Below are 23,079 nucleotides of genomic sequence, written 5' to 3'. Positions count from 1 at the left end.
TCAGCCCTTCCCGTGGCGCTTGAGGAAGTCGAGCACCTCGTCGTATTGCCCGGCCTCGTTCGCATAACGCGCGTAGTTGCGCGCCGTGGTGAGCCACTCCAGCGTGGTCGGCTTCACGTCGCGCAGCGCGGCCACGAGGTGAGCCTCCGCGATGGGGACCTCGGCCTTCTCCCCGAGCGAGGCCTCGATGGCCTCGTCGCTCGCGGTCTCGACGAGGTGCTCGAGGTCTGCGCCCGAGAAGCCGGACGTCCTCGCGGCGAGCGCCGCCACGTCGATGTCGCGCGCTGAAGGGCGGGCGTCGAGGAGGAGGCGGAGGATCGCCTCGCGCGCCTCTCGATCGGGCGGCGGCACGAAGAGCACGCGGTCGAAGCGACCGGGGCGGCGGAACGCGGCGTCCACGGCCCAGGGGACGTTCGTCGCGCCGAGGATGAGCACGCCCGCGTTGTTCTGGGTGAAGCCGTCCATCTCGGCGAGGAACTGGCTCACCAGCTTGGCGCTCGTCGCCTCGCGCGTGTGCTGGCGCTTGCCGGCGAGGGCCTCGAGCTCGTCGAAGAAGAGCACGGCCGGCGCGCTCGATCGGGCCTTCTCGAAGATGGCGTGGAGCTTTCGCTCCGACTCGCCGATGTACATGTCGAGGATGTCGTGGATGGCGACGTTGAAGAACCCGGCCTTGCACTCGCCGGCCGTCGCGCGCGCGAGGAGCGTCTTTCCGCAGCCCGGCGGGCCATAGAGGAGGATGCCGCCGCCCACGCGCTTCTTGAAGCGCTGGAAGAGCGAGGGCTTCTGGAAGGGCATGATGATGCGGCGCTCGATCTGCTTCTTGACGTCCGCGAGGCCGCCGACGTCGGCGAACGTGACCGCCTTCGCCTCCGGGTGGAGCAGGCGCGCCATGACCGGCGCGTCGGTGTCATCGTTCGAGATGACGCGCATGCGCGGGCGCTCGCCGGCCGGCGCTATCTCGCGCACGCGCGCCCCGAGCAGCGCCTTGAGGTCGACGTCCTCGAGCGTCGGGTTCTCGGCGACCGCGTCCTGGTATGCCTGAACCGCCTCTTTCGGGCGGCCGAGCGCGTGGAGGACGCGCGCCCGGAGCACCTGCGTCTCGCCGTCCTTCGCGTCCGCGAGCTCGAGGGACCGCTCGAGATCACCCGCCTCGAACAGGGCGCGGGCCGCGGCGCGCCGCTGCTCGGGGCGCTCGAAGAGCGCCGCTCCGGCGTCGCGCACGAGCCGAGCCGCCTCGGCGGCCTCGCCGCGCTCGACGAGGGCCGCCGCGACGACCGTGAGGAGATCCACGTTGCGAGGGGAGGCGGCGAGCGCCGCCCGGAGCGAGGCCAGAGTCGCGTTGTCCACCCGGAGGCGACCCATACCGCAGCAGGTTGGAGATTGCTATGGGATCGCTTTCCTGCGCGTGCGCGCCGCGGCGTCGGGCGTTCTGGACCCGGCGGCGTCCGCGGCGGTGCGGCGCAGCGCGCCCAGGTGGATGGAGGCGCTCCCGGCTCCCCGGAGAGGCGGCGGCTGCTGCCGCTGTTAGACGGGTCTGTCCCATGGCGCTGGACAGCAATTGGCCTTGCGACGCGGAGCGGATCTGTGAGAATTTTTGTGAAAAGGGCACCCAAAGCGATGACTTGGGCAGCCTTGGTCCGGCGGCTTCGGTTGACCAATCGACTGACAGCTGGGCAGATGAGGACGTGACGCCGATGGTGCGATCCCCCCACAGCCAAGGAAAGGGAAGCCGCCGCTTCCCCGGCCGTCCTGGCGGTGCAGGATCGAAGCCGCCGTTGGAAGACTGGCGACGACACACGAGCCACGCCGCTGCTCGCGCCGAGGACCTCGAGCCCGACCGCTATCGACTGTGGTTGCGAGCCGACTGGGACACTTCAGCCGCCGAGCTTGCCTACAAGGTCGATCAAGCGTTCGCCCAGGCCCGCATCCCGTACTTCCCCATCGAGTATCATGGTTGGCACACGGGCCTCCAGGTCGTGATCCCGGCGCGTTTCGCGGAAGCTGCGACCGTTGTGCATCGACGGTTCGAGGAGGAGCGCCCTCGTCCTGCGCCATCCGTCGGTCGTGGTTGGACGTCGTCTGTCGAGCCGCAGCGCTTGTCCAAGCAGTACTCCAATCACCCATGGATATTTCGCCGATACAGCGAAAACCTCCCGGATGGACGGCGCTACGAAGCATTGCTATTTCGGGACGAGCATCATAAACATTTCGGAAAACGTGAATGGGTCGTGCCGGCAGCGGCGAATGGGCCGGACGCTCCAGCGTTGCGAAAGCTGGCATGGCGAATCGTCACTGATCCTGAATTTAGAAATGAACTGCTCTCGGACGACCCCGAGTTGAAGAATTTCTGGCGATGATGCTCGGCGAGGCACTGCCCAGCAACCCAGGAATTGGTGTAATCGTGGACAATCCTTCGTTCGAAGCTCCGCGGCTCGGACCTGCGGCGCGCGAAGCTGTGGCCGTTGGGCACGACATGGCCCTGGCGCCCGGCTCGCTCCTGATCATGCGCGCCAGCGTTCAAGAGGGGTGGCAGCATGCGGTCCTCGCCGTCGAGGCCGCGGGCCCGCGGATCAGCCTCACATTCCGGTTCCTGTCTCGTTGAAATGGCGGTAGCCGCCGGGGCGCGCCCCCGGAGGAGGAAGACGTGGCGAGAGGACGAACGCAGCGAACCGCGACCGTCGGCGTCGCCGAGCACGGTAACTCGGCGGTGCTCGTCACTCTCGCGCCCGGCGGCGAGCTCCTCGATCGCCGGCGCATCGACCTCACCGAGGGCTTGCCGACGCACCCGCATCACCACGAAGGGTCGTGGGCGGTGGGCCGTTACCTCAACACCCCGGGAGCGCGCTCTCTCTCGCTCGCCGACGCTGTGGCGCTCGTCGAGCGCGTGCGCGCGTCCGCCGCGCGCGGCGCGAGCGAGGGCCTCGAGGCGCTGGCCGCGGTGGTGCCCGTGCCGATCGCGCGCATCGCGATCCGCGTGTGCCCCGAGCTCCCGCCGACGACCGAGGAGCGGATCGCCGACAATCGCGCGCAGACCGTCGCCGACTCCGTCATGTATCGCGAGGCCCTCGCGGCCGCGGCCGAGGCGCGCGGCTGGTCCGTGCGCTGGTACGACCGCGAGCGCGTGTTTCGCGACGCTGCAACGGCGCTCGGCCGCGACGACGTGAACGATCTTCTGCACGCGATGGGCCGATCGATCGGGCCGCCCTGGCAGGCCATCCACAAGCTCGCGGCAGCTGCGGCGCTCGCGGCCACAGGGCATCCAGCGCCGCGGGAAACCACCGGATAGTTTCGGGAGCCGTTCCCAGAGCTTGAAATGGAAGCGCTGACCGTGCTGGTCACCGCTCAGAAAGAGCAGGTCGACCGGTGACGACCAAGAAGGCGAAGCCGCCGCTGATCAACAGGGAAATCGATGCCGAGAATGTGTTACACGCTCCCTCTGGCCGGACACGCCAGATGACCGAGACGGAATGGCTGGTGTGTACTCGGACCAACCCCATGCTCCGCTTCCTGCTCGGACTCGGTCCGAAAGAGCAGCGGGTCGTGGACATAACGACGTTTCCTGCGTGCAGGGGGAGCGACCGCAAGATGCGTCTGTTCGCCTGTGCATGTTATTACCGCGTGCGCGCCCTGCTCCCCGATGAGCTCGCAGAAGCGGCAGTGGAAACAGCGCGCCGTCACGCCGACGGCCTGGCCACGCTGGAGGAACTACAGGCAGCCGAGGCCCTGGTCCGGCAGGCGCTCGACGCTCTGGAGGGGAGGTGGCGGGCGTCGCATGGGGCCGAACGTATCTCGCTCCAGCCGACGCACGACGCGCTGGCCCTGAGCCTTCAGGTGGTTCGGTCACAGGCTCCGAAGGCGGCGTACTACGCCTCGTCCAACGCGCATCTGGCAGCTGCTGCCATTGCCAATCCAGGTGCCGCGTCTGGGGACGCTTCATTCACCGCCAGCAGCGCCGCGGAAGAGCGCGCCCAGGCCGGCGTACTCCGCGACATCTTTGGCAACCCGTTCCGCGCGGTGGCATTCGACCCGGATTGGCGGACCTCGACGGCCGTCGGGCTGGCTGGGCAGATGTACGAGAGCCGCGCTTTCGAGCCGATGCCGCTCCTGGCCGACGCCTTGCTGGACGCCGGGTGCGAGGACGCCGACGTGCTCGGCCACTGCCGTGGCGACGGGCCGCACGTCCGCGGGTGCTGGGTGATCGACTCGCTGCTCGGAAGGAAATAGGTTGAGCGCTCGATCCCGGATGGGCCCGTCTCGACGACCGGTCTAGCCAGTCGTTGGACCGATCCGAGTTGCCTCTACTTCACCATGCGGAAGCTCGCGTGCCGTAGCCAGGAGCGCGCGAGCTCCACGTCTCCGTAGTGGGAGCGTGCCGTCACGAACAGCACGCCCGTGACCCCACCTGGATTCTCGATCCTGACGGGCTTGTCGTCTTGAAGGCCGTCCAGCTGTGGACTGATCCCCAGCTGCCCACCGAAGTCGATAATTCCACCTTCCGCCTCGGCCAGGTCGATGCACAACCTGGCAAACAACCGATGGTCCTGGTCGTCGTTGCACATGGCGGCGAAGGAAACGACGTCTTCTGGCGACCATCCGAGCACCTCCGGGAGGCCTGCCTCGAGGATCTCGCATATCGCCTCAGGATATTCAAGCCCAACGGTCAGAATGAACGGGCGTCGGTCAAGCCAGAAGTCGTCCCCCCGAACCTCATCGGCGATGCGCGAGATTCCACCTCGAAGCGCGGCGACTCGCTCCACGCTCATCTTCGACGGCAGCAACACGGACGCCACGGGACCGGCCATTCCTCGAGCGTACGCCCTCGATCCATGGCGGTCCACCGAGGCGTCGCGGCCGCCGAGCTTCGAGGTTTCGTTCGTTGTCCTGAGGAGTGCTATCCTGGGCGAACATGGGCAGGTGGCGTTGGACGGCCTCCGGTGAACGGCGGACACCTCGTATCGCGGGTGCCGCCGTCGTGGCGCTGGCCGCGCTGCTGTTCGCGCCCGCGGCCGGCGTGCGCGGCGACCCGCTGCCGCCGCTGCCGGGGCCTGCGCCGCAGGGGAGGCCGCAGGGCTTCTCCGCGCGCATCGAGAACCAGCGTTGCGAGGCGTGCCACGAGGACATCGCGGCCGAATGGCGCGCCTCGCTGCACCGGCAGGCGTTCACGGATCGCGTCTTCCAGCGATCCTACGCGATCGAGCCGCTGCCCTTCTGCCGTGGCTGCCATGCGCCCGAGGCCGATCCGGCGCACCACCCCGGCGCGGACGCGCAGGCGGTGGGCGTGGGGTGCGTCACCTGCCACCTCGTGGCCGGCGAGGTCGTCTCCGCGCGCGGCCGGGACGCGCGCGGCGGCGCGCACGCGGTCCGTGGCGACGCGCGGCTCTCGACCGATGAGGGCTGCGCCCGCTGCCATCAGTTCGATTTTCCGCGAGCGCCCGGCGTGCCCATGCAGGACACCGTGGCCGAGCATCGCTCCGGGCGCTTCGCGGAGCGACCCTGCCGCGATTGCCACATGCAGATCGTTCGGGGCATCGCCGGGAGACCGCACCGCGATCATCGCTTCTCCGTGGTCGGGGATCCGGCCGTGCTGCGCTCCGCGATCGACGCCAGCGCGTCGCGGAGCGGCGCGAACGCCATCGAGGTGAGCGCGCGCGTGGTCGCGGCGGGGCACGCCGTCCCCACGGGTGATATGTTCCGCCGGCTCGAGGTCCGCGCCTCGGCCGTCGATGCCGAAGGCGCGACCGTGTCCACCGCCGCGCCTGTGATCCTCGAGCGGAGGTTCTCCGTGCGCCCGGTCGAAGGAGGCATCGAGCGCGTCCTGGCCGGCGATACGCGCCTCCCCGCCTCGGGGGCGCCGCGTGTCCTGCGGCTCGTGTTCCCGGCCGCCATCGACGGGCTCGCGGTGCGCTGGGAGGTGGTCTATCAGCGCATGGGCGCCGCGATGGGCGCGGCCTTCGGCGTCGATCCGGCCGCGGACGAGGTGGTCCTCGCCGCGGGCACGCTGGGCGCGCGCCCGGTCATCATCGGCCGACCAGCGCCCGCTCCGGTACCATGAGCGCCCCTATGCGAACCCGTCGCCTTCCCGCCCTCCCGCTGCTTGCGCCTTTCTTCGCCGCTGCTTGCCGGCCCGCGCCGCCTCCCGCGACAGCGCGCGCCGAGATCGCCGCGCTGCCGACGCTCGCCGTCGTGGCCGCGCCCCCGGCGGCCGCGCCCGCGCCTTCGCCGCTCGTCAGCGTGACGACCCTGGCGCGCGTGCCTGAAGGGTTCGTGCTCGACGGCGACGTGGCGGAGTGGGGCTCGCTGGTCCCGCCGCCGCCACGTCCTGCGCGGCCCGCGCGAGGGGAGAGCGCGCTTCCGCCGCCCTCGACGATCGCGATGGATGCGCCTTCGCACGTCGCCCTGGTGCTCTCCAGCGCGGGCGTCACCCTCGCGGCGGAGCTCGACGAGGGAGCACAGGACGGGATCTGGCTGGGCCTCGGCTTCGGCGCGCCGGAGCTGCCGCCCATCGGCTATTTCCAGCGCGGGGGCGGGGTGATGCCGCTCAACTGCGAGACCGACATGGGCGGCGAGCCGCTCCCGGCCGACGTGCAGAGGGCCTGCCATGAAACGCTGGCCCAGCATGACGCGTTCATCGCCGGCTACGAGGCGCGCTTCGTGCGGTTCTTCCGGCTGGATCGCGGCGGCCTCTCGGGGATAGGCGAGGACGGGAAGGGACGACCGATCGAGGGCGCGAAGGCGGCGGTGAAGGGCGGCGACGGGAGGCTCACGATCGAGGCCACGCTGCCGACCTCGGCGCTGCCCCGCGCCTCGTCGGCGCCCATCGACAGCATCCGGCTCTTCGCGCGGGCCGCGGACGCGCCGCGACCGCCGGCGCCGGCGCCGGCGGACGACGCGTGGGTCTGGCGGGAGATCCCGGAGCCGGTGAGCTACGAGCCCTTCGCAAACCTCCGCGCCCTGGCGTTCCAGGCGCCGGAGCCGATCGGCCGCGTCCCCATGTCGTACCAGCCGGGAGATCCGCTCGAGCTCGAGGTCATCGGCTATGCGCGCGGCTCGGACGGTACCGCGCTGGAGCCCACGCGCCAGGGGCTCTACAGCCCGATATCCACGATAGGGGACGTCGAGACCGGCGAGCTCTTCCTGCGGCGGCCTGCGCTCGCCATCCTGCGCAAAGGCGAGATCGTCGACGTCATCGAGACCTCCGGCGCGCCGACGGGCCTCGTGAGGCGCAACAAGGATCTTCACATGTTCTTCTACGATCAGTACACGTCGACGGACATCTGGGCCGAGAGCGCAAACTGGCGGGTCATCGCCGTCAAGCCGAGCGGCGAGTACACCGAGCTCCTGGAAGGGGCCGCGGACAACGGCCCCTGGGCCAACGATGTCGAGGAGTTCCATTCGACGCGCTTCGACCGCTTCGGGATCCGCGGTACGCCGTGGCGCCAGGACGCCGAGGGTGAGGTGCCGCGCGCCGTGGAGATCACGTGGCGCTACGACGCGACGACGGGGATGTATCGGCCGAGCTCGCGCGCGCTGCCCGCGACGAAGGCGAAGAAGGCGCGGTGAGGCGGAGAGCGCGCGACGCGCGCTCGACCGGCTGGATCAGGGCACCCGGATCGAGCGCCGGCACGCGGTGCGCGCCTGAGCGCGATCCTCGCCCCGATGGATCGACGCCGCGTCGCGGCGTTGGCACACAAGGACGAAGCTCCCGGGCGGTGTGCCAGCCTCTGACCCTCGTGTCATGAGGGGGCTCCGGCGGCGCGTCCACGCACCGCGGCACGGACGGCGCGAGCTCCTCGACAAACTCGCCGGACCCGCAAGGGCCGACCTGTCTCCAGGGCACCGACACCGACGCGCTACAATTTCGCCGTGAACGGTACGCTCTTTGCAATGGGCGTGAAGCGGAAAGGTTGCGCTTCATGTCCAATCAGCTGCCGTCGTCTTCCTCTGGTCGATCATGGTCGTCCCGCACGCGAGCCATCTCGCTGTTCGCCCTGCTTGCCCTCCCGTCTGCCGTCGTCGCGGCGGGGTGCGCTGACAAGCCGGACAACATCTACAACTACTACTACACGAACGGGGAGGGCGGCGCCGGGGGCGCCGGTGGGGCCGGCGGCGCCGGTGGGGCCGGGGGTGCCGGCGGCGCGCCCGAGCCGTATCCGGGGGCGCCTGTCGCGGACACCGAGGTGGCCGAGCATGCGCTCGACGTCTTCGGCACCGTCGGCAACCGCTACTGGTTCGCGATCTCGGAAGAGCAGCTCGAGATCATGAACGAAGCGCTCGGCGGCATCGGGGGCCCCATCAAGAGGGACGCATTCGGGGACATCTACTCACCGACCGGGGAGGACACGACCTTCGTGGATCATCTGTGGGTGACGACGGCCGGCGCCGAGGGCAAGACGGCCGACTACGGCAAGGTCCAGGTGGGGATCGCCGGCCAGTCGACGCAGCGGCCCTGGACGAAGCGAACCATCCCCAACCTCAACATCGACGCCGACGAGTTCGTCGAGAAGCAACGGCTCGGCGGCTTCGAGCACGTGCGCTTCAACAACGGCCAGGTCGGCAGCATCTTCCGCGAGCGCCTCACGCTCGATCTCTATGCTCGCCTCGATTATCCGGCGCCCCTCTCCAGCTACGCCTGGCTGTCGAGCAATGTCTGGGGCGCGGAGGTGGCCGTCCCCTACATCGTGGTCGAGCGCTACAAGAAGGCGTTCTGCACCCGCCTCGAGAGCAAGTTCGGCGGCGGCTGCGCCAACATGTGGGAGTTCGCCGGAGACTTCGCCGTCGAGGTCCCGGGGGGCGGCGGGATCCCGCTCCCCATCGACATGGTGCCGTTCGGCGGGAGCGTCTTCGACGATTCAGAGAGCTGCCAGCTCAAGGAGTGTGACAACACCCGCGCGAAGGAGCTCGAGGAGCTGATCGCCGAGACGCCGCCTGGCGAGGGCTTCAAGGCCGCGCTCGAGGGCTGGATCGACTGGCCGGCGTTCCACCGGTTCCAGTGCCTGTCGTGGGTGCTCGCCACGGGCGACGACGCGATCCACAACAGCAACAACGTCGTGCTTGTCGAGCGGGCCGATGGCCTGTTCCAGTACCTGCCGTACTCGGTCGACATCAGCCTGGGGCAGAGCTGGTATCCGGTTGTCCCGCTGGCCGGCATGAACACGCTGGCGCGCGGGTGCCAGAGCGAGCCGGCCTGCTGGGCCGACACGATCGCGGCGTGCGAGGAGGTGATCGAGGAGTTCACCGCGCTGGACCCGAACGCGGTGCTGAAGGGTCTCTACGAGCAGCTGTCGGACGAGGGAATGCTCCGCCCGGGCGACGAGCAGCGGTACGAGGAGCTGGACGCCTGGCTGACCAATCAGCTCGAGGTCCTGCCGGTGGAGCTGGAGAGGAACCGCGAGCAGCCGCAGCTCTGCATGCCTCCCCAGATCGACTGCGGCGGCTACTGCGGCTTTCCCCAGGACTGCGGCCTCTGCGTTCCTCCCCTGGTCGATTGCGGCGGCTACTGCGCCTATCCCAAGGAGTGCGGCGGCGGCGTCGGAGCGGGCGGCGGAGACCCGGGTGAGGGAGGCGCGGGCGGAGCCGGAGAAGGCGGCGGTGACGCGGGCGTCGGCGCAGGCGGCGGCGACGTGGGTGCGGGCGGCGCTGGCGGCAAAGCGGCGGACTGACGCCGGCTGACCGGTGGGGGGTGGAGGGGGGCTCCGCCGCGGAGCTCCCTCTCAGGGCGAAACCTCGAACAGGCACCGCGTGATCGGGATAGCGACGTCCTTCCAGACATACAGGTAGTATCTCGTGCCCGGGACGAGCTCCTCGGGGCTGCCCTCGGCCGGATAGCCCTGCTTCGTGCCCGGTGGGACCTCTCCATAGGTGATCCCGCTCTCGACGGGCGCGGCGCTCGAGGGCACCTCGAGCCGCCAGATCGTCCCCTCGGGCAGGTCGAGGTTGGGCGGAGCGCCCGGGTTCTCGGCGTTCGCCGACAGGACGTAGACGTAGCGGGCGTCGCCGCCGCTCCACGTGATCTTGCCCGCGGCGTCCACGCCTTCCCCTGCCGCGCAGTCGCCTGGCACGTAGAGGCTCTGTTCATGGAGCGGCCCGCCGAACGGGGTCTCGTCCGCGAAATCCTCCTTCGTGAATCCGCGGCGCAGGAGCTCGCCCTCGAAGAACGCGACCATGCGCGCCGGGTCCGTGGAGGGCAGCCCGCTGACGTCACGGGAGAAGCCGTTGTTCTGGTCCGGCGGATACGCGCCGAGCGCCGCCGAGGAGACCCAGCCGGCGGCCAGCGCGAGGCCCGTTGGATAGAAGCTGTCGGTCCAGACCGGTCCGGCCTCGATATACCAGTTCGACGGCCCCGCGGCCGGCGCGGCCTTCTCCGAGTGGCAGCACACGCACCCGCACGCCTCGGTCTGCTCCGTGACCCAGGCGAGCTCGCCGAGCCATTGCGGATCGGACAGGCGTGGATCGTCGCTCGGCGTCTCGTAGTCGGAGGGGGGCGCCGGCCAGTACGGGCGCTGCGTGAGCACCGGCTCGCACGACGCGTAGTCGGTGAACAGGCGGCCCGGCTCGGTGCAGCCCGAGATCGCGCCGAACGTGCAGACCTTCCCCCCGCTCTGCCCTGCCGGCTCGCCGGCCTCCGGGTCGACGCAGACCTGCTCGGGCCACTGGAAGACGGCGCCGCCCGTGCCCACGCCGCCGCCGGGCGCCTCGGCCGCGCCCTCGCAGGCGTCGGGCTCGAACCGGCCGCCGCCGAACATCTCGCAGCCGCGCTGGGTCGAGGCGCACTGGCTCGTGTCGCCGCCGGGGAAGATGAGGGTGTAAGCGTCGTCGGTCCCGCCGCCGAGGACGCATCGGCCGAGCGTCTCTGGATAGGCGCAGCCCTCGTCCCTGGTGAAGGTGGAGCCCTGGAGCGCCTTGCAGTCGGCCTCCGCGGCCTCGGCGGTCCAGCCCGCGCCTGTGTACTCACGGCACTCCTCGGCCTGGCTGAAGGGGCTCGTATAGACGCAACGACCGGGCGACCCGGCGGCCTCCGGAGCCCCCGATGCGGCGTTTCTCTCGGTTTCCTGGCAGGCGCCCAGCCCTCCCAAGGCCGAGACGAGGAGCGCTGCGCCCAGCATCACGTGCGGTGAACGGAGGAGCTCTTGCTTCACGGTGAATCTCCTGAACGTGGATCTTTGAGCAGATGTTGATGTGTTCTAGCTCACGTTTTTCTCGCGGAGAGCGCGTTGATGTATATCGTTTGTTAAACATTGTTCAATCTTGGTGCATAGTTTTGTGACAAAATGTAATCCATGATACATTTTTATCCAGTGACGATGCGCGGGAGGGGGGCCGAGGTGTGGGCGGGGACCGGAGACGGCAGCTCGCAGGTGCGTGAGATCGGCGCGGGCTGTTCGAGGCGTCTCGGCTACGGGAGGCCGGGGTCGCCGCGATCCGTCCGTGGGACGTGCGTGCTCGAGGACTTCGAGGCCGGCGTCAGCGAGGCGGGGAGAGCTCGGGGGCGTCGACGTGGAGCCGCCCCAGGCCATGGCTCGTGCACTTGCCGATGAGGGTGAGCGCTGCGGCCTCCAGGAGAGGGCGGAAGACGCCGACCGGGCCCTCGAAGCGCAGCGATCCGAGGAGTCCCATCATGGGGTGACGGGCGTCGAGCTCCCGGGAGTGCCGCTCCCACCGGGCGGCGCGGAGGCTCGCGCCGGTGGTCCGCACGGAGGCGGCGAGCCGATCGAGCTCCGGGAAGCGCGATTCGTCCTCGGGACCGAGCTCGCCGTAGAGCGCCGAGAGCGTGGTCAGCCGGCGATAGACATGGCGGAACAGCGCCCGGAAGTCGAGGTCGCCGGCGGTGTGGAGTCGGCCCTTGTGCGTGAGCCATGCCGGGGTGTCGAAGGTGAGGTGAAGCCGACCGTCTCCTGGTTCGCCGGGGACGATCTCCAGGGGGCGATCGGGATCGGGGAGTCGCCGGACGTGCTCGAGCTCGACGTCGGCCCCGGAAGTGCCGAACCGGAGGGCGGCGATCTCCTGGAGGGCTGCGAGCAGGCGCTCCGTGTCGTCGGCGGACAGCGTGCCGAGCACGCGGACGCCGAGGACGATGGGATTCGCGACGGATCTTCCGGGACGAGGGATGAGCGGGAGCAACGGCGGCGGTGCCTCGGTCGCGCCGCGCAGCAGGCGGTGGGGGAGCGGCTCCGGGAGCGGAGGATCGAAGAGGCGCGAGTAGGCACAGCGCCCGCGACGAAGGCACGCGGCGGGGCAGGGGTCGCACGGGGTGGAGCAGCCGGTCTGCCGCAAGGCGCGGCCGAGGACGCCGCGAAGGAGGCTCCCGCTGTGTTCGGGAAGGCGGAAGTCGCCGGTGGGGCGGTAGGCCGCCTCGAACTCGGTCACGGGGAGCTTCATGGGTGCGAGGGTCGTGCATCCGGGGAGGCGCGGGAAGGGGGGAGAGGCGACGTCGCTCGACTTGAGCGACCCACCCCGTCGATAGAGGCGCCCGTCGACACGGCGTCGAACCCTCTCCTTCATGTAGGTGCGGGGGCCCGGTTCGAATGGAGAGGCCGTGGTGCCGAGTACCCCCGCGCGAACGAAGGGAGCGAGCCGTTCGAAGGCCGGGAGCCCGAGCGGGTGATTCAGGAGGGCGCCAGGCGGCACGATGACGACATCGTGGAGCAGGCAGAGCATCGCGAGCACGCGGACGACATCGTCGATGCACTCGCAGCGTCGGTCGACGCTGCCGCTGAACGGATCGAACTCGCCATCGTAGCAGACCGTGAGCATGTTCGTGGGCTCCTGTGCTGTCACGCGCGCCGTACGTAGTGCTGAAGGTCGCCGCCGGGAGCGGGGGAGGTCGGGGAGGCGAGGCAATGTAAGGCGTTCTCCAGCCGGGAGCAGCTCAGCGGGATGGCGGTCGAACGCCAGCGAGCGGATGCCAGGGTGCCGGGTGGTCCGCCGAGCGGGCGGGCAATGGCGGATGATGACGGGACGATGACGGACGAGCGTGACAGCAGGGCATTGACGGGCGAGCGCTCTCCGGCGAAACTGGCGAGGCACCCGCGGGAGCTGCTCTTTGACAAGGTGAGAAGGCAGATCCTGGCTGCCGGCGCTAACCGCGAAGGAGGCCGCTGGGGGTGGGGGGCTAGCGAATCGTGTAAGTGGTTGAATGTATTGCGTAAATCGGGGAGTTGTCCGGCGTTGATGGTGGGAAGCGAAGCAGGCGAGCGTGTCGCGTGGGAGGGGTTAGCGGAACACTGCGTCTAAGTTGTCGGAATTGTTGTGGATCTTGATGTGGCTCCTGAACGGGACATGCCTACTCAAAGGGCATTGAAACGCGCTCCTCGTGTCATCGCCACCTGACCCACCGGTACCCCGAACGGGACATGCCTGCTCAAAGGGCATTGAAGCCAGTCGTCATCGATCCCGTTGCAGAACTCGACTCCGTCACCCCGAACGGGACATGCCTGCTCAAAGGGCATTGAAACAGTATCCGCTTCCGCGGAGCATGCCAATCATGGTACCCGCCCGAACGGGACATGTTTGCTCAAAGGGCATTGAAACGGGAAGAGGCACCGAGTGCCGCTTCTCAACACCCAGCCCGAAGTGGGCATGCCTGCTCAAAGGGAACCGCCCGGCCGCGATCATGCAGCCGCTCCGTATCCGACGGTGATCGTCGCCCGGACACCTGGTCTGGGAGGGAACGACGCGGGGCGCGGCGCTGCGCCGCCCGCGTCACCGCTTCACGCCATGAGCTCGCCCGTCGGCGGCGGGTCGTGGTAGCGCTGCTCCTGATGGCGAAGGCCGCGCGCACGGCGACGAAGAGCGGGACGCGATCCCCGCAGCGGCGACGTCGCGCTCGCGTCTACACGGCGTGGCACCCGGTGCTCGTCGCGCTCCTCGAGCGCGTGCTACCCGAGGGCTGGTATCAGTGCATCTCGGAGTTCCAGCTCGCGCGCGAGCCGCTCCGCATCGACCTCGTCGTCCTTCGGCGAAGGCGTCGCGGCGCCCCACCCAGGCCGAGCCTGCTCACCTGCGTCGTCGGCGAGCTGGCCGAGCACACCCTCGTGCACTTCAAGGGGCCGACCGACGAGCTCGAACGGGACGACGCCCGCATGCTCGTCGCCTACGCGATGCAGTACCTCGTGGTCGCAGAGATCGAGGACCCCGCCTCCGTCGCCGTCCGGGTGCTCGCGCCCCGCCTGACCCCGCGCTTCGCCGCGGCGCTGCGGTCGCTCGGCTGCGCGCTCGCGCCGACGGGACCGGGCACCCACGAGGGCAGGCTCGGCGTCTTCCCGCTGCGGGTGGTGGAGACGGTCCCGGCGACCGCTCGCGAGGGCGAGCATCTGCTGTACACTGTGACGCCTGGGATGGTCGCCGACCCCGGCGGCATCCCGGCGCTCTCCTCGGCGGAGATCGCGGTGTTCTGGGAGCTCCTGGAGCACGTCGAGCAGCTTCGACGTCCTCTCCCGGGGCAGAGGAAGCGGCACATGAAGGACGAAAAGCGGGTGGTCGAGAGCTTCGAGCAGGCGCTCGCGCGCCTCGTCGCGCGGGTGCCGCCGGAGCAGCGGCTCGCGGGGCTGGCGCCGGAGCAGCGGCTCGCGGGGCTGGCGCCCGAGCAGCGGCTCGCGGGGCTGGCGCCCGAGCAGCGGCTCGCGGGGCTCACCGAGGCGCAGGCGGTGCTCGCCCTGCCCGACGCGATGCTTCGCGCGCTGTCCGCGGACTACATCGCGACGCTGCCTCGCGAGACGCAGGCGGCGGTCCAGAAGCGCCTCGGCGCGGCCTCGCGGCGGCGGCCGGCGCGGCGGCGGACGCCGCGCAGCCCTGCGAAAGGATGACAAGAAGTGGCTCCTGCTCCGGTCTGGCGTGCCCGGCGCCCCACCTGCCGGTGACCGTCGTGCTGTCTCACCTCGACCGCGCTGCCCGGAGCAGGGCATGACGACGACGGACAGCGAAAAGGTGATGGCGTAGGCTCCTGCGCTTGTGGGGTGCGCCTCGATCTGCTCGCGCAGGATGCGCTCTGCCGCGGGTCGCTCGCCCGCCATGTACAGCACCTCGGCACGATCGCCAGCCATGGGCAGTCTTCATGACTCCTCTTCCGCGGACAACTGGGTGAGAGCTCTCCTTGCACCTCGGCCGCACCACGTTCGAGCGCCACGTCGCGCGGTGCTGCGTGGCCAGGGAGGTGGACCCGTCAAGCGGTTCACGAGGCTCGAGCGGCGCCGGAACTGCCGAGGTCATGCATCCCCAGGAAAGAGCACGAGCTCGCCTCCCTTCTCCATCCGGAGTGATGGATCGAGCCCAGCGCGCCGTATTTCTTGCATTGCGTTTACATGCTGAAAATTCTCACTGAGACATTCAGTGGACCGCTTTCTTGTGTGTGCGTGTCTCCTCATCGATTGCGCTCTCCCTTGGGCCCGAGGCGCGCTGCGGTGTTGCATGTTCCACCTCGAACCGCTCGGCGGTTCGTAGTATGAGCGTCCCCCATCGTCAGTAACGGCTACGTGGAACCAGGACACGACACGAGGCCTCCGGCCGACCCCAGCCGCGTCATCGCCTCCCTTGCTCGCGATCGGGTGACCCTCGACCTGAAGACGGTCGACCTCTGCTTCCTCGCGGGGCTCTACCTGCGCGCCGACAAGGCGGCCCTCGCGTCGTTCGAGGAGGACGCGCTCGTCGATCTGTTCGAGCAGATCTGCGATGTCGTCGACCCCGGCGCCGAGAACCCGCGCAAGCGCGCGACGCACGCGATCCAGCGGCTCCGCGAGCAGCGGATGCTCGCCCGCGTCGACGGCGCCGGCCTCGTGCGCGCCGGCGAATATGCGCTCACGAGGCTCGCGGCGGCCGTCGTCGAGTACTTCCTCGCCGACGAGGCGCTCACGCGCGAGAGCCTGACGCTGCTCACCGGGACGCTCCGCGCGCAGCTCGCCGAGATCCTCGCCGCCGCGAGGAAGGCCGAGGACGACGGTGCCTGGCGCGCCACGGTCGCGGGGCCGCTCCGCGTCACCGTCGCCGACCTCGTCTCGGGCATCGAGCGCAGGCAGCGCGGCCTCGACGCGCAGCAGGAGGAGGTGCAGGCCGAGATCGCGACGCTGCTGTCGGCCGACTGGTTCAGCGCCGTCGACCGCTGCCAGGGCCTGCTCGACGTCATGGCCGGCACCCTGCGAGAGCTCAACGAGATCCTGCTCAGGGACACGCACCACTTCATCGCGCTCTTGCAGGAGATCCAGGCGCTCGCGACGGCCGCCTCGAACGCCGACGCCGAGGCCACCGCGCAGCGCGTGATCGAGCACGTCGACCGGATCGCGGCGTGGGGAGCCGCGCGGCAGCGGGCGTGGTCCGAGTACTACCAGTACGTGCACCGCTACCTGCGCGACGTGGTGCGGCTCGACCCCGAGCGCGCGCTCAGCCAGCGCCTGCGCGACCAGCTCGCCGTGTGGACCTCGCGCCCCTTCCACCTCGTGACGGCGCGCGCGCCTTCGATCCGGCTGCTCCGCCCGCTCGAGGCCCGCGTCGAGCGCCCGCCCGTGGCGCGGCCTCGCGCCGACCGAGAGGCGGCCCCCGCGTGGGTCGAGCCCGAGCGCCTCGCCGCGGACATCGAGGCGCTCGTCGAGCGCGCCCTGGACGAGGGCGCGGCGACGCTCGCCGAGGTGACGTCGCGCGTCCTCCCTGGCCTGCCGGAGCCCGTGCGCTACGCGGCGACGGGGCGCATCGCCGACGCGGTCGCCCATCGCGCACGGGTGCGGAGCGAGCGCGAGCGGCCCTGGGCGCCCGTCCTCGATCGGATCGAGATCGAGGAGTGGGCCGTCGACAGGCGGGGCGCGCCGTGACGGACTCGACCTTCCACACCCTCGAGGCGGCGATCGCGGACGACCACTTCCCCGAGGTCGACCTGATGCTGCGCCGCGGGAGGCACGTCGGTCGCGATGACGGCACGGCCTACGACTACCTCGTCGATGCGCAGGCGCTCCTCGAGGGGTTCTACCGGCGGTTCGGGTGCGAGCTCGTCCAGCAGAGCGACGGGTACTTCTACCTCCTGCCCTCGGGAGATCGGCTCGGGCGAAGGCAGCTCTCGGCGGGGGAGATGCTCGTCGGCCAGGCGCTCGCGCTCCTGTACCTCGACCCGGCGACGCTCCAGCACGGCGGCCTGGTCGCGCGCGAGGCGCTCCTGGAGCGCCTCGCGGGCCTGCTCGGCACGGAGGTCCTCGTTCGCACGCTGAGCCCCCGCAAGCGCAAGTACGACGAGCGCGTCGCCGCGGAGACGGTGCGCGCGCAGGTCGGGGAGGCCCTGCGCCGGCTCTCGGACCTCGGCTTCGTGGACCTCCTCGACGAGGCGCGCCTCCGGCTGCGCCCGGCCTTGATGCGCTTCGCCGAGCCCGTGCGCGGCCTCGCCGACCGGAGCGCCGCGCTGGAGCGGCTCGTCGCGAGGGGCGAGGTGCTCCTCGGCGACGCGAGCGGCAGTGACGAGCCGAGCGCCGACGACGACACGGCCCCGGACGAGGAGCCCGCCCGATGACGCGCGCCCATGCGGCGGCGCTCGCCCTCGTCAACTGGAAGGGGGTCTTCTACGAGCGTTATCTCCTCGACCGCCACGTCACGGCGCTCGAGGGCGCCAACGGCGCCGGCAAGACGACGGTGATGATCGCCGCGTACGTGGTCCTCTTGCCGGACATGTCGCGCCTTCGCTTCACGAACCTCGGCGAGACGGGCGCCACCGGCGGCGACAAGGGCATCTGGGGGCGGCTCGGCGAGCCCGGTCGCCCTTCGTACGCCGCGCTCGATTTCACCCTCCCGGCGGGGCGGCGCCTCGTCGCCGGCGTCCACCTGGAGCGCAAGGGCGAGCCCTCCGTCGAGCCGACGCCGTTCATCGTGTCGGGGCTCGCCGAGGACGTCCGCCTCCAGGACCTGCTGCTCGTGAGCCAGGGCGACAGCGAGGTGGTGCCCGAGCTGCCCGAGCTCCGCGAGAGCGCGGCGCGCCTCGGCGGGCGGCTGCAGGCGTTCCCGTCGGCTCGCGAGTACTTCGCCGAGCTCTTCGATCGAGGCGTCACGCCGCTCCGCCTCGGCACCGACGAGGAGCGCAGCAAGCTGAACGAGATGCTCTGGACGAGCATGACGGGCGGCATCTCGCGGGCGCTGACCTCGGAGCTCCGCGCCTTCCTGCTCAAGGAGGATGGCGGCCTCGCGGACACGCTCCAGCGCATGCGCGCCAACCTCGACGCCTGCCGGCGCACGCGGACCGAGGTGCAGGAGTCGAGGCGGCTCGAGCACGAGATCGGCGGCGTGTTCGAGGCGGGCCAGGCGATGTTCGCGGCGGCGTTCCTCGCGACGCGCGAGCGCGCGGACGAGCTGTCGCGCCGCGTGGCCGACGCGGAGGCCGCGCGCGCCGCAGCCCTCGAGGCGCGCGCGGCCGCGCGAGAGGCGCTGGAGGAGACCGTCGCCGAGCTAGCCGCGCTCGATCGCCGGCGCGGAGAGCTCGGCCAGTTGCTCGAGTCCGCACGCGCGTGGCACGCGCGGATGAGGGAAGCGCTCACGGCGGCGGGCGCGCTCGAGCGGTGCGCCGCTGCCCTCGGCGCCGCCGATGAGGCGGCCAGGACCGCCGCGCAGGCGCGCGCAGAGGCCGACGAGGAGCGGGCACGACGGCGCGAGGAGCTCCGCCGCGCACAGGAGAGCTACAAGCGCGCAGCGGGCGGGCTCGCGGATGTGCAGCGGGGCATCGAGGAGCTGCACCGCCGCGCCGGCGCCTACCACCAGGCCGTCCGGCGGTTGCGCGAGGCCGAGGGGTGCCTCGGCGCGGCGCCGCTCGCTCCGGAGCGCTTTGGAGACCGCCTCGCGGCGGCCCGCGTCGAGCTGGCCGCCGTCGACCAGGAGCGCCGCGACGCGGCGACGCGCCTCTCGGACGCGGACGAGCACCGGACGCGGCACGCGGAAGTGATGGAGGCGCTGCGGGCGCTCGTCGTCGGCGAGATCGAGGTGTCGCGGGCGCATGACGTCGCCGTCGAGGCCCTCCGGCGCCATCGGGAGCTCGTCGCGCTCGCCGGACGCCTCCCGACGATCGACGGAGAGCTCGGGGAGGCGCGTCGCCTGGAGGCGAGGCAGGCGCGCGCTCGCCGTCACGCGGAGGCGCTCGGCGTGCCGCTCACCGACGAGCCGGCCGCGGCGCTCGTCGGGCGGCTCCTTGGCGACGTCGAGGCGGAGCGAGAGGGCCACGAAGACGAGGCGCGAACGGCGAGATCGGGCGCCGCCGCGACGGAGGCCCTCCTGAAGGAGCTCGAAACCCGTCGCCGCGAGCTCTCGACACGGGAGCCCGAGTGGCGGGAGCTCGACGCGAGGACCGCTCGGCTGGGAGCGCACCTCGGCGTCGCGGTGGTCGACCGCGCCGCCCTCGATGCCGCGCGCACCACGCTCGCGGAGCAGCTGACGGCGGCGCGGAGGTCCGAGGAGCTGATCCGAGAGGCGCAGGAGCGGCTGGTGCGGGAGGCCAGGGAGCTCCTGGCAGCAGGGGGGCCGTTCGCGCCCGAGCTGCTGCAGCTCAAGGACCGGCTCGGCGCGGAGCTGGTCGCCCTCGGCTTCGAGGACGTCGCGCTCGACGAGGCGCCGGAGCTCGAGGCTCGCCTCGGAGGCCTCGCGCAGGCGCTGGTCGTGGACGATCCGAAGAGCGCCGCCCGCGCGATCGCAGGGCGCCCGGACGCGCTCGGCGACGTGCTGCTCGTCTCGCGTGACGCGGACCTCGATTGGCTCGCCTCCGCGAGGAGCGCGGTGGAGGTCGGCGATCGCGACGTTGCGGTCGACGAGGGGATCGCGCTGCGCGTGTCGCGGATCCCGTCGCACCCGCGCCTCGGACGGCGCGCGCGAGAGGAGCGCGCGGCCGAGCTGCGCCGCCAGGGCGAGGAGAAGGCGCGCGAGCTCCACGACGCGAGGGCGCGCCGGCGCGAGCTCGAGCGCCTCGTCGTGGACGGCGAGGCCCTCCTCGCCGGACACGCCGTGTGGCTCGCGGGGGATCCCGCGCCGGCGCTCGCGGCCGCGAGGCACGCGATCGCGGAGAACGAGGCGCACCTCGAGCGCCATCGCGGCGCGATCGTGCGCCACGCCGAGGCGGCGCGGGCGCTCCGGCCGCGCGTCGACGGGCTCCGCGCGTTCCTGGGCGAGGCGATGCTGCTCGATCCGCCCGACCATGGCGAGCGCGTCCGCGCGCTCGAGGCCGAGCGCGCGGCGGCGCTCTCGGCGAAGGCCTCCGTGACCGCGCAGGGGCAGCGCGCGGAGCTCGTCGATCGGCAGCTCGCGACGCTGCGCCAGGCGCCGCTGTCCGACGATGAGCTCGCGCGCCTGCGCCAGCGTGTCCTCGAGCTCAAGGCGCGGAGAGAGCGCCTCGACGCTGGCATCGACGCGCTCTCGTACGTGCGCGCGAACGTCGAGGCTCTCGGCTGGGAGGAGGCGCCGGGACGGCTCGCCGACAACCAGGCGCTCGTCCCGGCGATCGAGGCGCAGCTGCGCGAGGCCGAGGAGCAGCAGCGCGTCGCCGAGGCGGCAGCCCGTGGCGCGGACGAGCGCCACGACGAGGCCACGGCGAGCTTTCAGGACGCTGACGGGAGGCGGCGCGTCGCCGCGCGGGAGCACGCGGCGGCCGCCGAGCGCTTCGAGGAGCTCGGCGTGCCGGCGCCGAGCGAGGAGGCCGCTGCAGCCGCGGCCGCAGAGGTCTCGCGGATCGAGGAGGAGCTCCGCGCGCGCGACGGGCGGCGCGACGCGCTGCTGACGACGCGCGGCGGCCAGGAGAGCGCGCTTCGGGATGCAGAGGGCCGGGCAAAGGACGCGGACGAGAAGCTCGCCAGCGAGCGCCGAGAGGCCGAGCCGGCGGTGAAGCGGTGGGACGACCTCCGCGAGCATGCGACGCGCCGAGGGCTCCTCGGCGGCCTGGTCGCCGGAGGTCCGAGCGAGCTGGGGGACGTCCGTGGCCACGTGAACCTCGTGCAGGAGGCGAGGACGCGACGCGAGGTCCTCCTCGAGCGGTTGCGCATCGCGCAGGGCGGCGCCGCGCTGCTCACGGAGCTCCAGGTGCTGCGCGACACCTCGGACGCCGCGTTCGCCGATGCCTACCTCGGGCTCTGGCTCGCCGTCCGGGACTGGCTGCGCCGGCGGCTGCCGGCCCAGGTGGCCGAGGTCGACGATCCGCGCGAAGCCCTGCTCCGCCTGCGTGACCAGCTCTCCACCCTCGAGGAGCGCCTCGCCCGCCAGGAGGGCGACCTGCGCGGCGCGAGTGAGGACGTTGCCCGCGGCATCGACGTTCAGATCCGCAAGGCGCGCGGACAGGTCACGCGCCTCAACAAGAACCTCGAGGGCGTGAGCTTCGGCAGCATCCAGGGGATCCGTGTTCGCCTGAAGCCGGTGGAGAGGATGGAGCAGGTCTTGCGCGCGCTGCGTGAGGGCGCGGCGCAGGGGCTGCTGTTCCAGGCGGACATGCCGATCGAGGAGGCGCTCGACGAGATCTTCCGCCGCTACGGCGGCGGGCGAACGGGCGGGCAGCGCCTGCTCGACTACCGCGAGTACGTCCACCTCCAGGTCGAGATCCTTCGCAAGGCGGGGGCCGACTGGGAGATCGCGAACCCGACGCGGCTATCGACGGGCGAGGCCATCGGCGTCGGGGCGGCGCTGATGATGGTCGTCCTGACCGAGTGGGAGCGCGACGCGACCCTCCTGAGAGGGAAGAAGTCCCATGGATCGCTCCGCTTCCTCTTCCTCGACGAGGCGAACCGGCTCTCGCACGACAACCTGGGCGTGCTCTTCGATCTCTGCCAGACGCTCGATCTGCAGCTCCTGATCGCCGCTCCGGAGGTCGCTCGCGCCGAGGGCAACACCACGTACCGCCTCGTGCGTCGCACCACGCCGGACGGGCGTGAGGAGGTGCTGGTGAGCGGTCGGCGCACGAAGGCCGAGGCGTGATGTGGCAGACCGCGGAGGAGCGGCTCGCGCTGCTCGAGCTGCTCGTGCGCGGCACGCTCAAGCGTCGTCGCGCGCAGGCCGCGGCGTGGGACGCCCTCGGCGAGCTGCCCTGGACGAAGCGAACGGGACGGCGGGACGAGCTGGGCCTCGTCGAGAGCCGGCGCGGCGAGCTCGCCGCGCTCCTCGATCGGGTCTGGCCCGCGTGGGGCGCAGCGCTCGCGGAGCTGATCGCGCGCGGCCTCCCGCCCACGCCGGACGGCTGGGCCGCGCTCGAAGACGCGCAGCGCGCCGAGGGGCTCCCGGCGCTCCCGGACCAGCTCAACCGGCGGACGGCCGCGGCGCTCGTCGCCGCGCACTCGAAGGCGGCGCTCACCGGGCGACGCGCCGCCGCCCTCGGCGGGATCGTGACCACGCACGACGGTTCGGTGCGGCTCCGACCGCCGGAGGGCCTCGTGGCCCGGACGCCGCGCGGCGCGGTCGACCTCGCGGCCGTCGCGGCCGTGCTGGGCGAGGTGTCCCTGCCCGAGCGTGCCTTGAAGGGCGGACTCGAGCTCGAAGGGACCGTCCGCGCAGCGCTCCTCGTCGAGAACCTCGGGGCGTTCTGTGATCTAGCGACGATCGAGGGCTGGCTCTTCGCGCACGTCCCGGGGTGGGACACGGCGACCGTCACCCGGCTCCTCGACCGTCTGACGCACGTCCCCGTGGTGCATTTCGGCGACCTCGATCCCAATGGCACCCGCATCTTTCAGCACCTCCGCGGCGCGCGCCCGGATCTCCGCTGGTTCGTGCCGCAGTTCTGGGAAGAGCTCGTCGAGACGAAGGGCCGCCCCTGCGCCTGGCCGGTGGATCTCGACGTTCGCGACGCCCCCGAGCTCGTGCGGCGGCTCGCGGCGCGCGACATGTGGCTCGAGCAGGAGCCGGTCGCGGTCGATCCGCGGACGCCGGCTGCGCTGGAGGGGATGCTGTGATGGCGGCGGCCGCATGAGAGCGTATCCGTGTCACGAGCGTCTTCCGCCCGCGTAAGTTGGCTAAGTTATTGGCGCATTCTCGGTGTGATCGACGCTGGCGGAGGACCAGGCACCCTCGTGAAATGAGATGAAATCGTCACGCACTCGAGCTTGTCGTAATCTCCCGACCGGCGATGGCGACGCGGTCGCCGTTGCCCGCGTGTCGATGGGTCGG

General features: G+C 71.3%; 16 protein-coding genes. 12 read left to right on the top strand and 4 right to left on the bottom strand.

Annotation, left to right across the window (positions count from 1 at the left end; all coding sequences use genetic code 11):
• Nucleotides 1-1,347 (bottom strand): AAA family ATPase, encoded by a 1,347-nt coding sequence (locus tag WMF22_RS31085; RefSeq protein ID WP_438032131.1) that lies wholly within the window; start codon nucleotides 1,345-1,347, stop codon nucleotides 1-3.
• Nucleotides 1,348-1,541: 194 nt separating this feature from the next.
• Between WMF22_RS31085 and WMF22_RS31080 the strand changes: the two genes are divergently transcribed.
• From WMF22_RS31080 to WMF22_RS31065, 4 genes are all read left to right on the top strand, one after another.
• Nucleotides 1,542-2,357 carry a hypothetical protein gene (locus tag WMF22_RS31080; protein WP_438032130.1) on the top strand — a complete coding sequence of 272 codons (816 nt, stop codon included), beginning with the start codon at nucleotides 1,542-1,544 and terminating at the stop codon, nucleotides 2,355-2,357.
• Nucleotides 2,354-2,602, top strand: coding sequence for a hypothetical protein (locus WMF22_RS31075; RefSeq protein ID WP_438032129.1), 249 nt, complete (start codon nucleotides 2,354-2,356; stop codon nucleotides 2,600-2,602). Before WMF22_RS31080 ends, WMF22_RS31075 begins: the two co-directional genes overlap by 4 nt.
• 42 nt (nucleotides 2,603-2,644) lie before the next feature.
• Nucleotides 2,645-3,286: a hypothetical protein gene (locus tag WMF22_RS31070; RefSeq protein ID WP_438032128.1), complete on the top strand. Its 642-nt coding sequence runs from the start codon at nucleotides 2,645-2,647 to the stop codon at nucleotides 3,284-3,286.
• 77 nt (nucleotides 3,287-3,363) lie between these two features.
• The gene (locus WMF22_RS31065) at nucleotides 3,364-4,224 is read left to right on the top strand and encodes a hypothetical protein (protein WP_438032127.1); all 861 of its coding nucleotides are present in this window, start codon (nucleotides 3,364-3,366) and stop codon (nucleotides 4,222-4,224) included.
• Between the two features lie 74 nt (nucleotides 4,225-4,298).
• Here the strand turns inward: WMF22_RS31065 and WMF22_RS31060 are convergent, their stop codons facing one another.
• Nucleotides 4,299-4,802 (bottom strand): DUF6368 family protein, encoded by a 504-nt coding sequence (locus WMF22_RS31060; protein WP_438032126.1) that lies wholly within the window; start codon nucleotides 4,800-4,802, stop codon nucleotides 4,299-4,301.
• Nucleotides 4,803-4,906: 104 nt separating this feature from the next.
• Here WMF22_RS31060 and WMF22_RS31055 point away from each other — a divergent pair, with 104 nt between their 5' ends.
• The 3 genes from WMF22_RS31055 (at nucleotide 4,907) to WMF22_RS31045 (ending at nucleotide 9,659) form a co-directional block, all read left to right on the top strand.
• On the top strand, nucleotides 4,907-6,052 hold the full coding sequence (locus WMF22_RS31055; RefSeq protein ID WP_438032125.1) for a multiheme c-type cytochrome: 1,146 nt from the start codon (nucleotides 4,907-4,909) through the stop codon (nucleotides 6,050-6,052).
• A gap of 8 nt (nucleotides 6,053-6,060) precedes the next feature.
• Complete coding sequence (locus tag WMF22_RS31050; RefSeq protein WP_438032124.1) at nucleotides 6,061-7,560, top strand: hypothetical protein; 1,500 nt, start codon at nucleotides 6,061-6,063, stop codon at nucleotides 7,558-7,560.
• A 353-nt stretch (nucleotides 7,561-7,913) separates the two neighbouring features.
• Nucleotides 7,914-9,659, top strand: coding sequence for a hypothetical protein (locus tag WMF22_RS31045; RefSeq protein ID WP_438032123.1), 1,746 nt, complete (start codon nucleotides 7,914-7,916; stop codon nucleotides 9,657-9,659).
• 51 nt (nucleotides 9,660-9,710) lie between these two features.
• On the opposite strand, the gene WMF22_RS31040 is transcribed toward WMF22_RS31045, so the two are convergent.
• Both WMF22_RS31040 and cas6 read right to left on the bottom strand, forming a co-directional pair.
• The gene (locus tag WMF22_RS31040) at nucleotides 9,711-11,135 is read right to left on the bottom strand and encodes a proteinase inhibitor (RefSeq protein ID WP_438032122.1); all 1,425 of its coding nucleotides are present in this window, start codon (nucleotides 11,133-11,135) and stop codon (nucleotides 9,711-9,713) included.
• Between the two features lie 325 nt (nucleotides 11,136-11,460).
• A complete protein-coding gene (gene cas6 / locus WMF22_RS31035; RefSeq protein ID WP_438032121.1) occupies nucleotides 11,461-12,750 on the bottom strand; it encodes a CRISPR system precrRNA processing endoribonuclease RAMP protein Cas6 in 1,290 nt (429 codons plus the stop codon).
• 989 nt (nucleotides 12,751-13,739) lie between these two features.
• Here cas6 and WMF22_RS31030 point away from each other — a divergent pair.
• The 5 genes from WMF22_RS31030 (at nucleotide 13,740) to WMF22_RS31010 (ending at nucleotide 22,865) form a co-directional block, all read left to right on the top strand.
• Nucleotides 13,740-14,801, top strand: a complete 1,062-nt coding sequence (locus WMF22_RS31030) for a hypothetical protein (RefSeq protein WP_437293610.1) — start codon at nucleotides 13,740-13,742, stop codon at nucleotides 14,799-14,801.
• A 666-nt stretch (nucleotides 14,802-15,467) separates the two neighbouring features.
• Complete coding sequence (gene mukF / locus WMF22_RS31025; RefSeq protein ID WP_437293609.1) at nucleotides 15,468-16,793, top strand: chromosome partition protein MukF; 1,326 nt, start codon at nucleotides 15,468-15,470, stop codon at nucleotides 16,791-16,793.
• Entirely contained in the window at nucleotides 16,790-17,479 is a 690-nt protein-coding gene (locus WMF22_RS31020; RefSeq protein WP_437293608.1) for a chromosome partition protein MukE, read from the top strand. The genes mukF and WMF22_RS31020 overlap by 4 nt, the downstream gene beginning before the upstream one ends.
• Nucleotides 17,476-21,897, top strand: a complete 4,422-nt coding sequence (gene mukB, locus WMF22_RS31015; protein ID WP_438032120.1) for a chromosome partition protein MukB — start codon at nucleotides 17,476-17,478, stop codon at nucleotides 21,895-21,897. The genes WMF22_RS31020 and mukB overlap by 4 nt, the downstream gene beginning before the upstream one ends.
• Nucleotides 21,897-22,865 carry a Wadjet anti-phage system protein JetD domain-containing protein gene (locus tag WMF22_RS31010; protein ID WP_438037299.1) on the top strand — a complete coding sequence of 323 codons (969 nt, stop codon included), beginning with the start codon at nucleotides 21,897-21,899 and terminating at the stop codon, nucleotides 22,863-22,865. The genes mukB and WMF22_RS31010 overlap by 1 nt, the downstream gene beginning before the upstream one ends.
• The last annotated feature ends 214 nt before the right edge of the window (nucleotides 22,866-23,079 follow it).

The sequence above is a fragment of the Sorangium sp. So ce204 genome (assembly GCF_051526795.1).
GTDB lineage: Bacteria > Myxococcota_A > Polyangia > Polyangiales > Polyangiaceae > Sorangium > Sorangium cellulosum_B.
The sequence above is the reverse complement of the archived record's forward strand: the minus strand, read 5'-3'. Positions and strand labels throughout refer to the sequence as shown.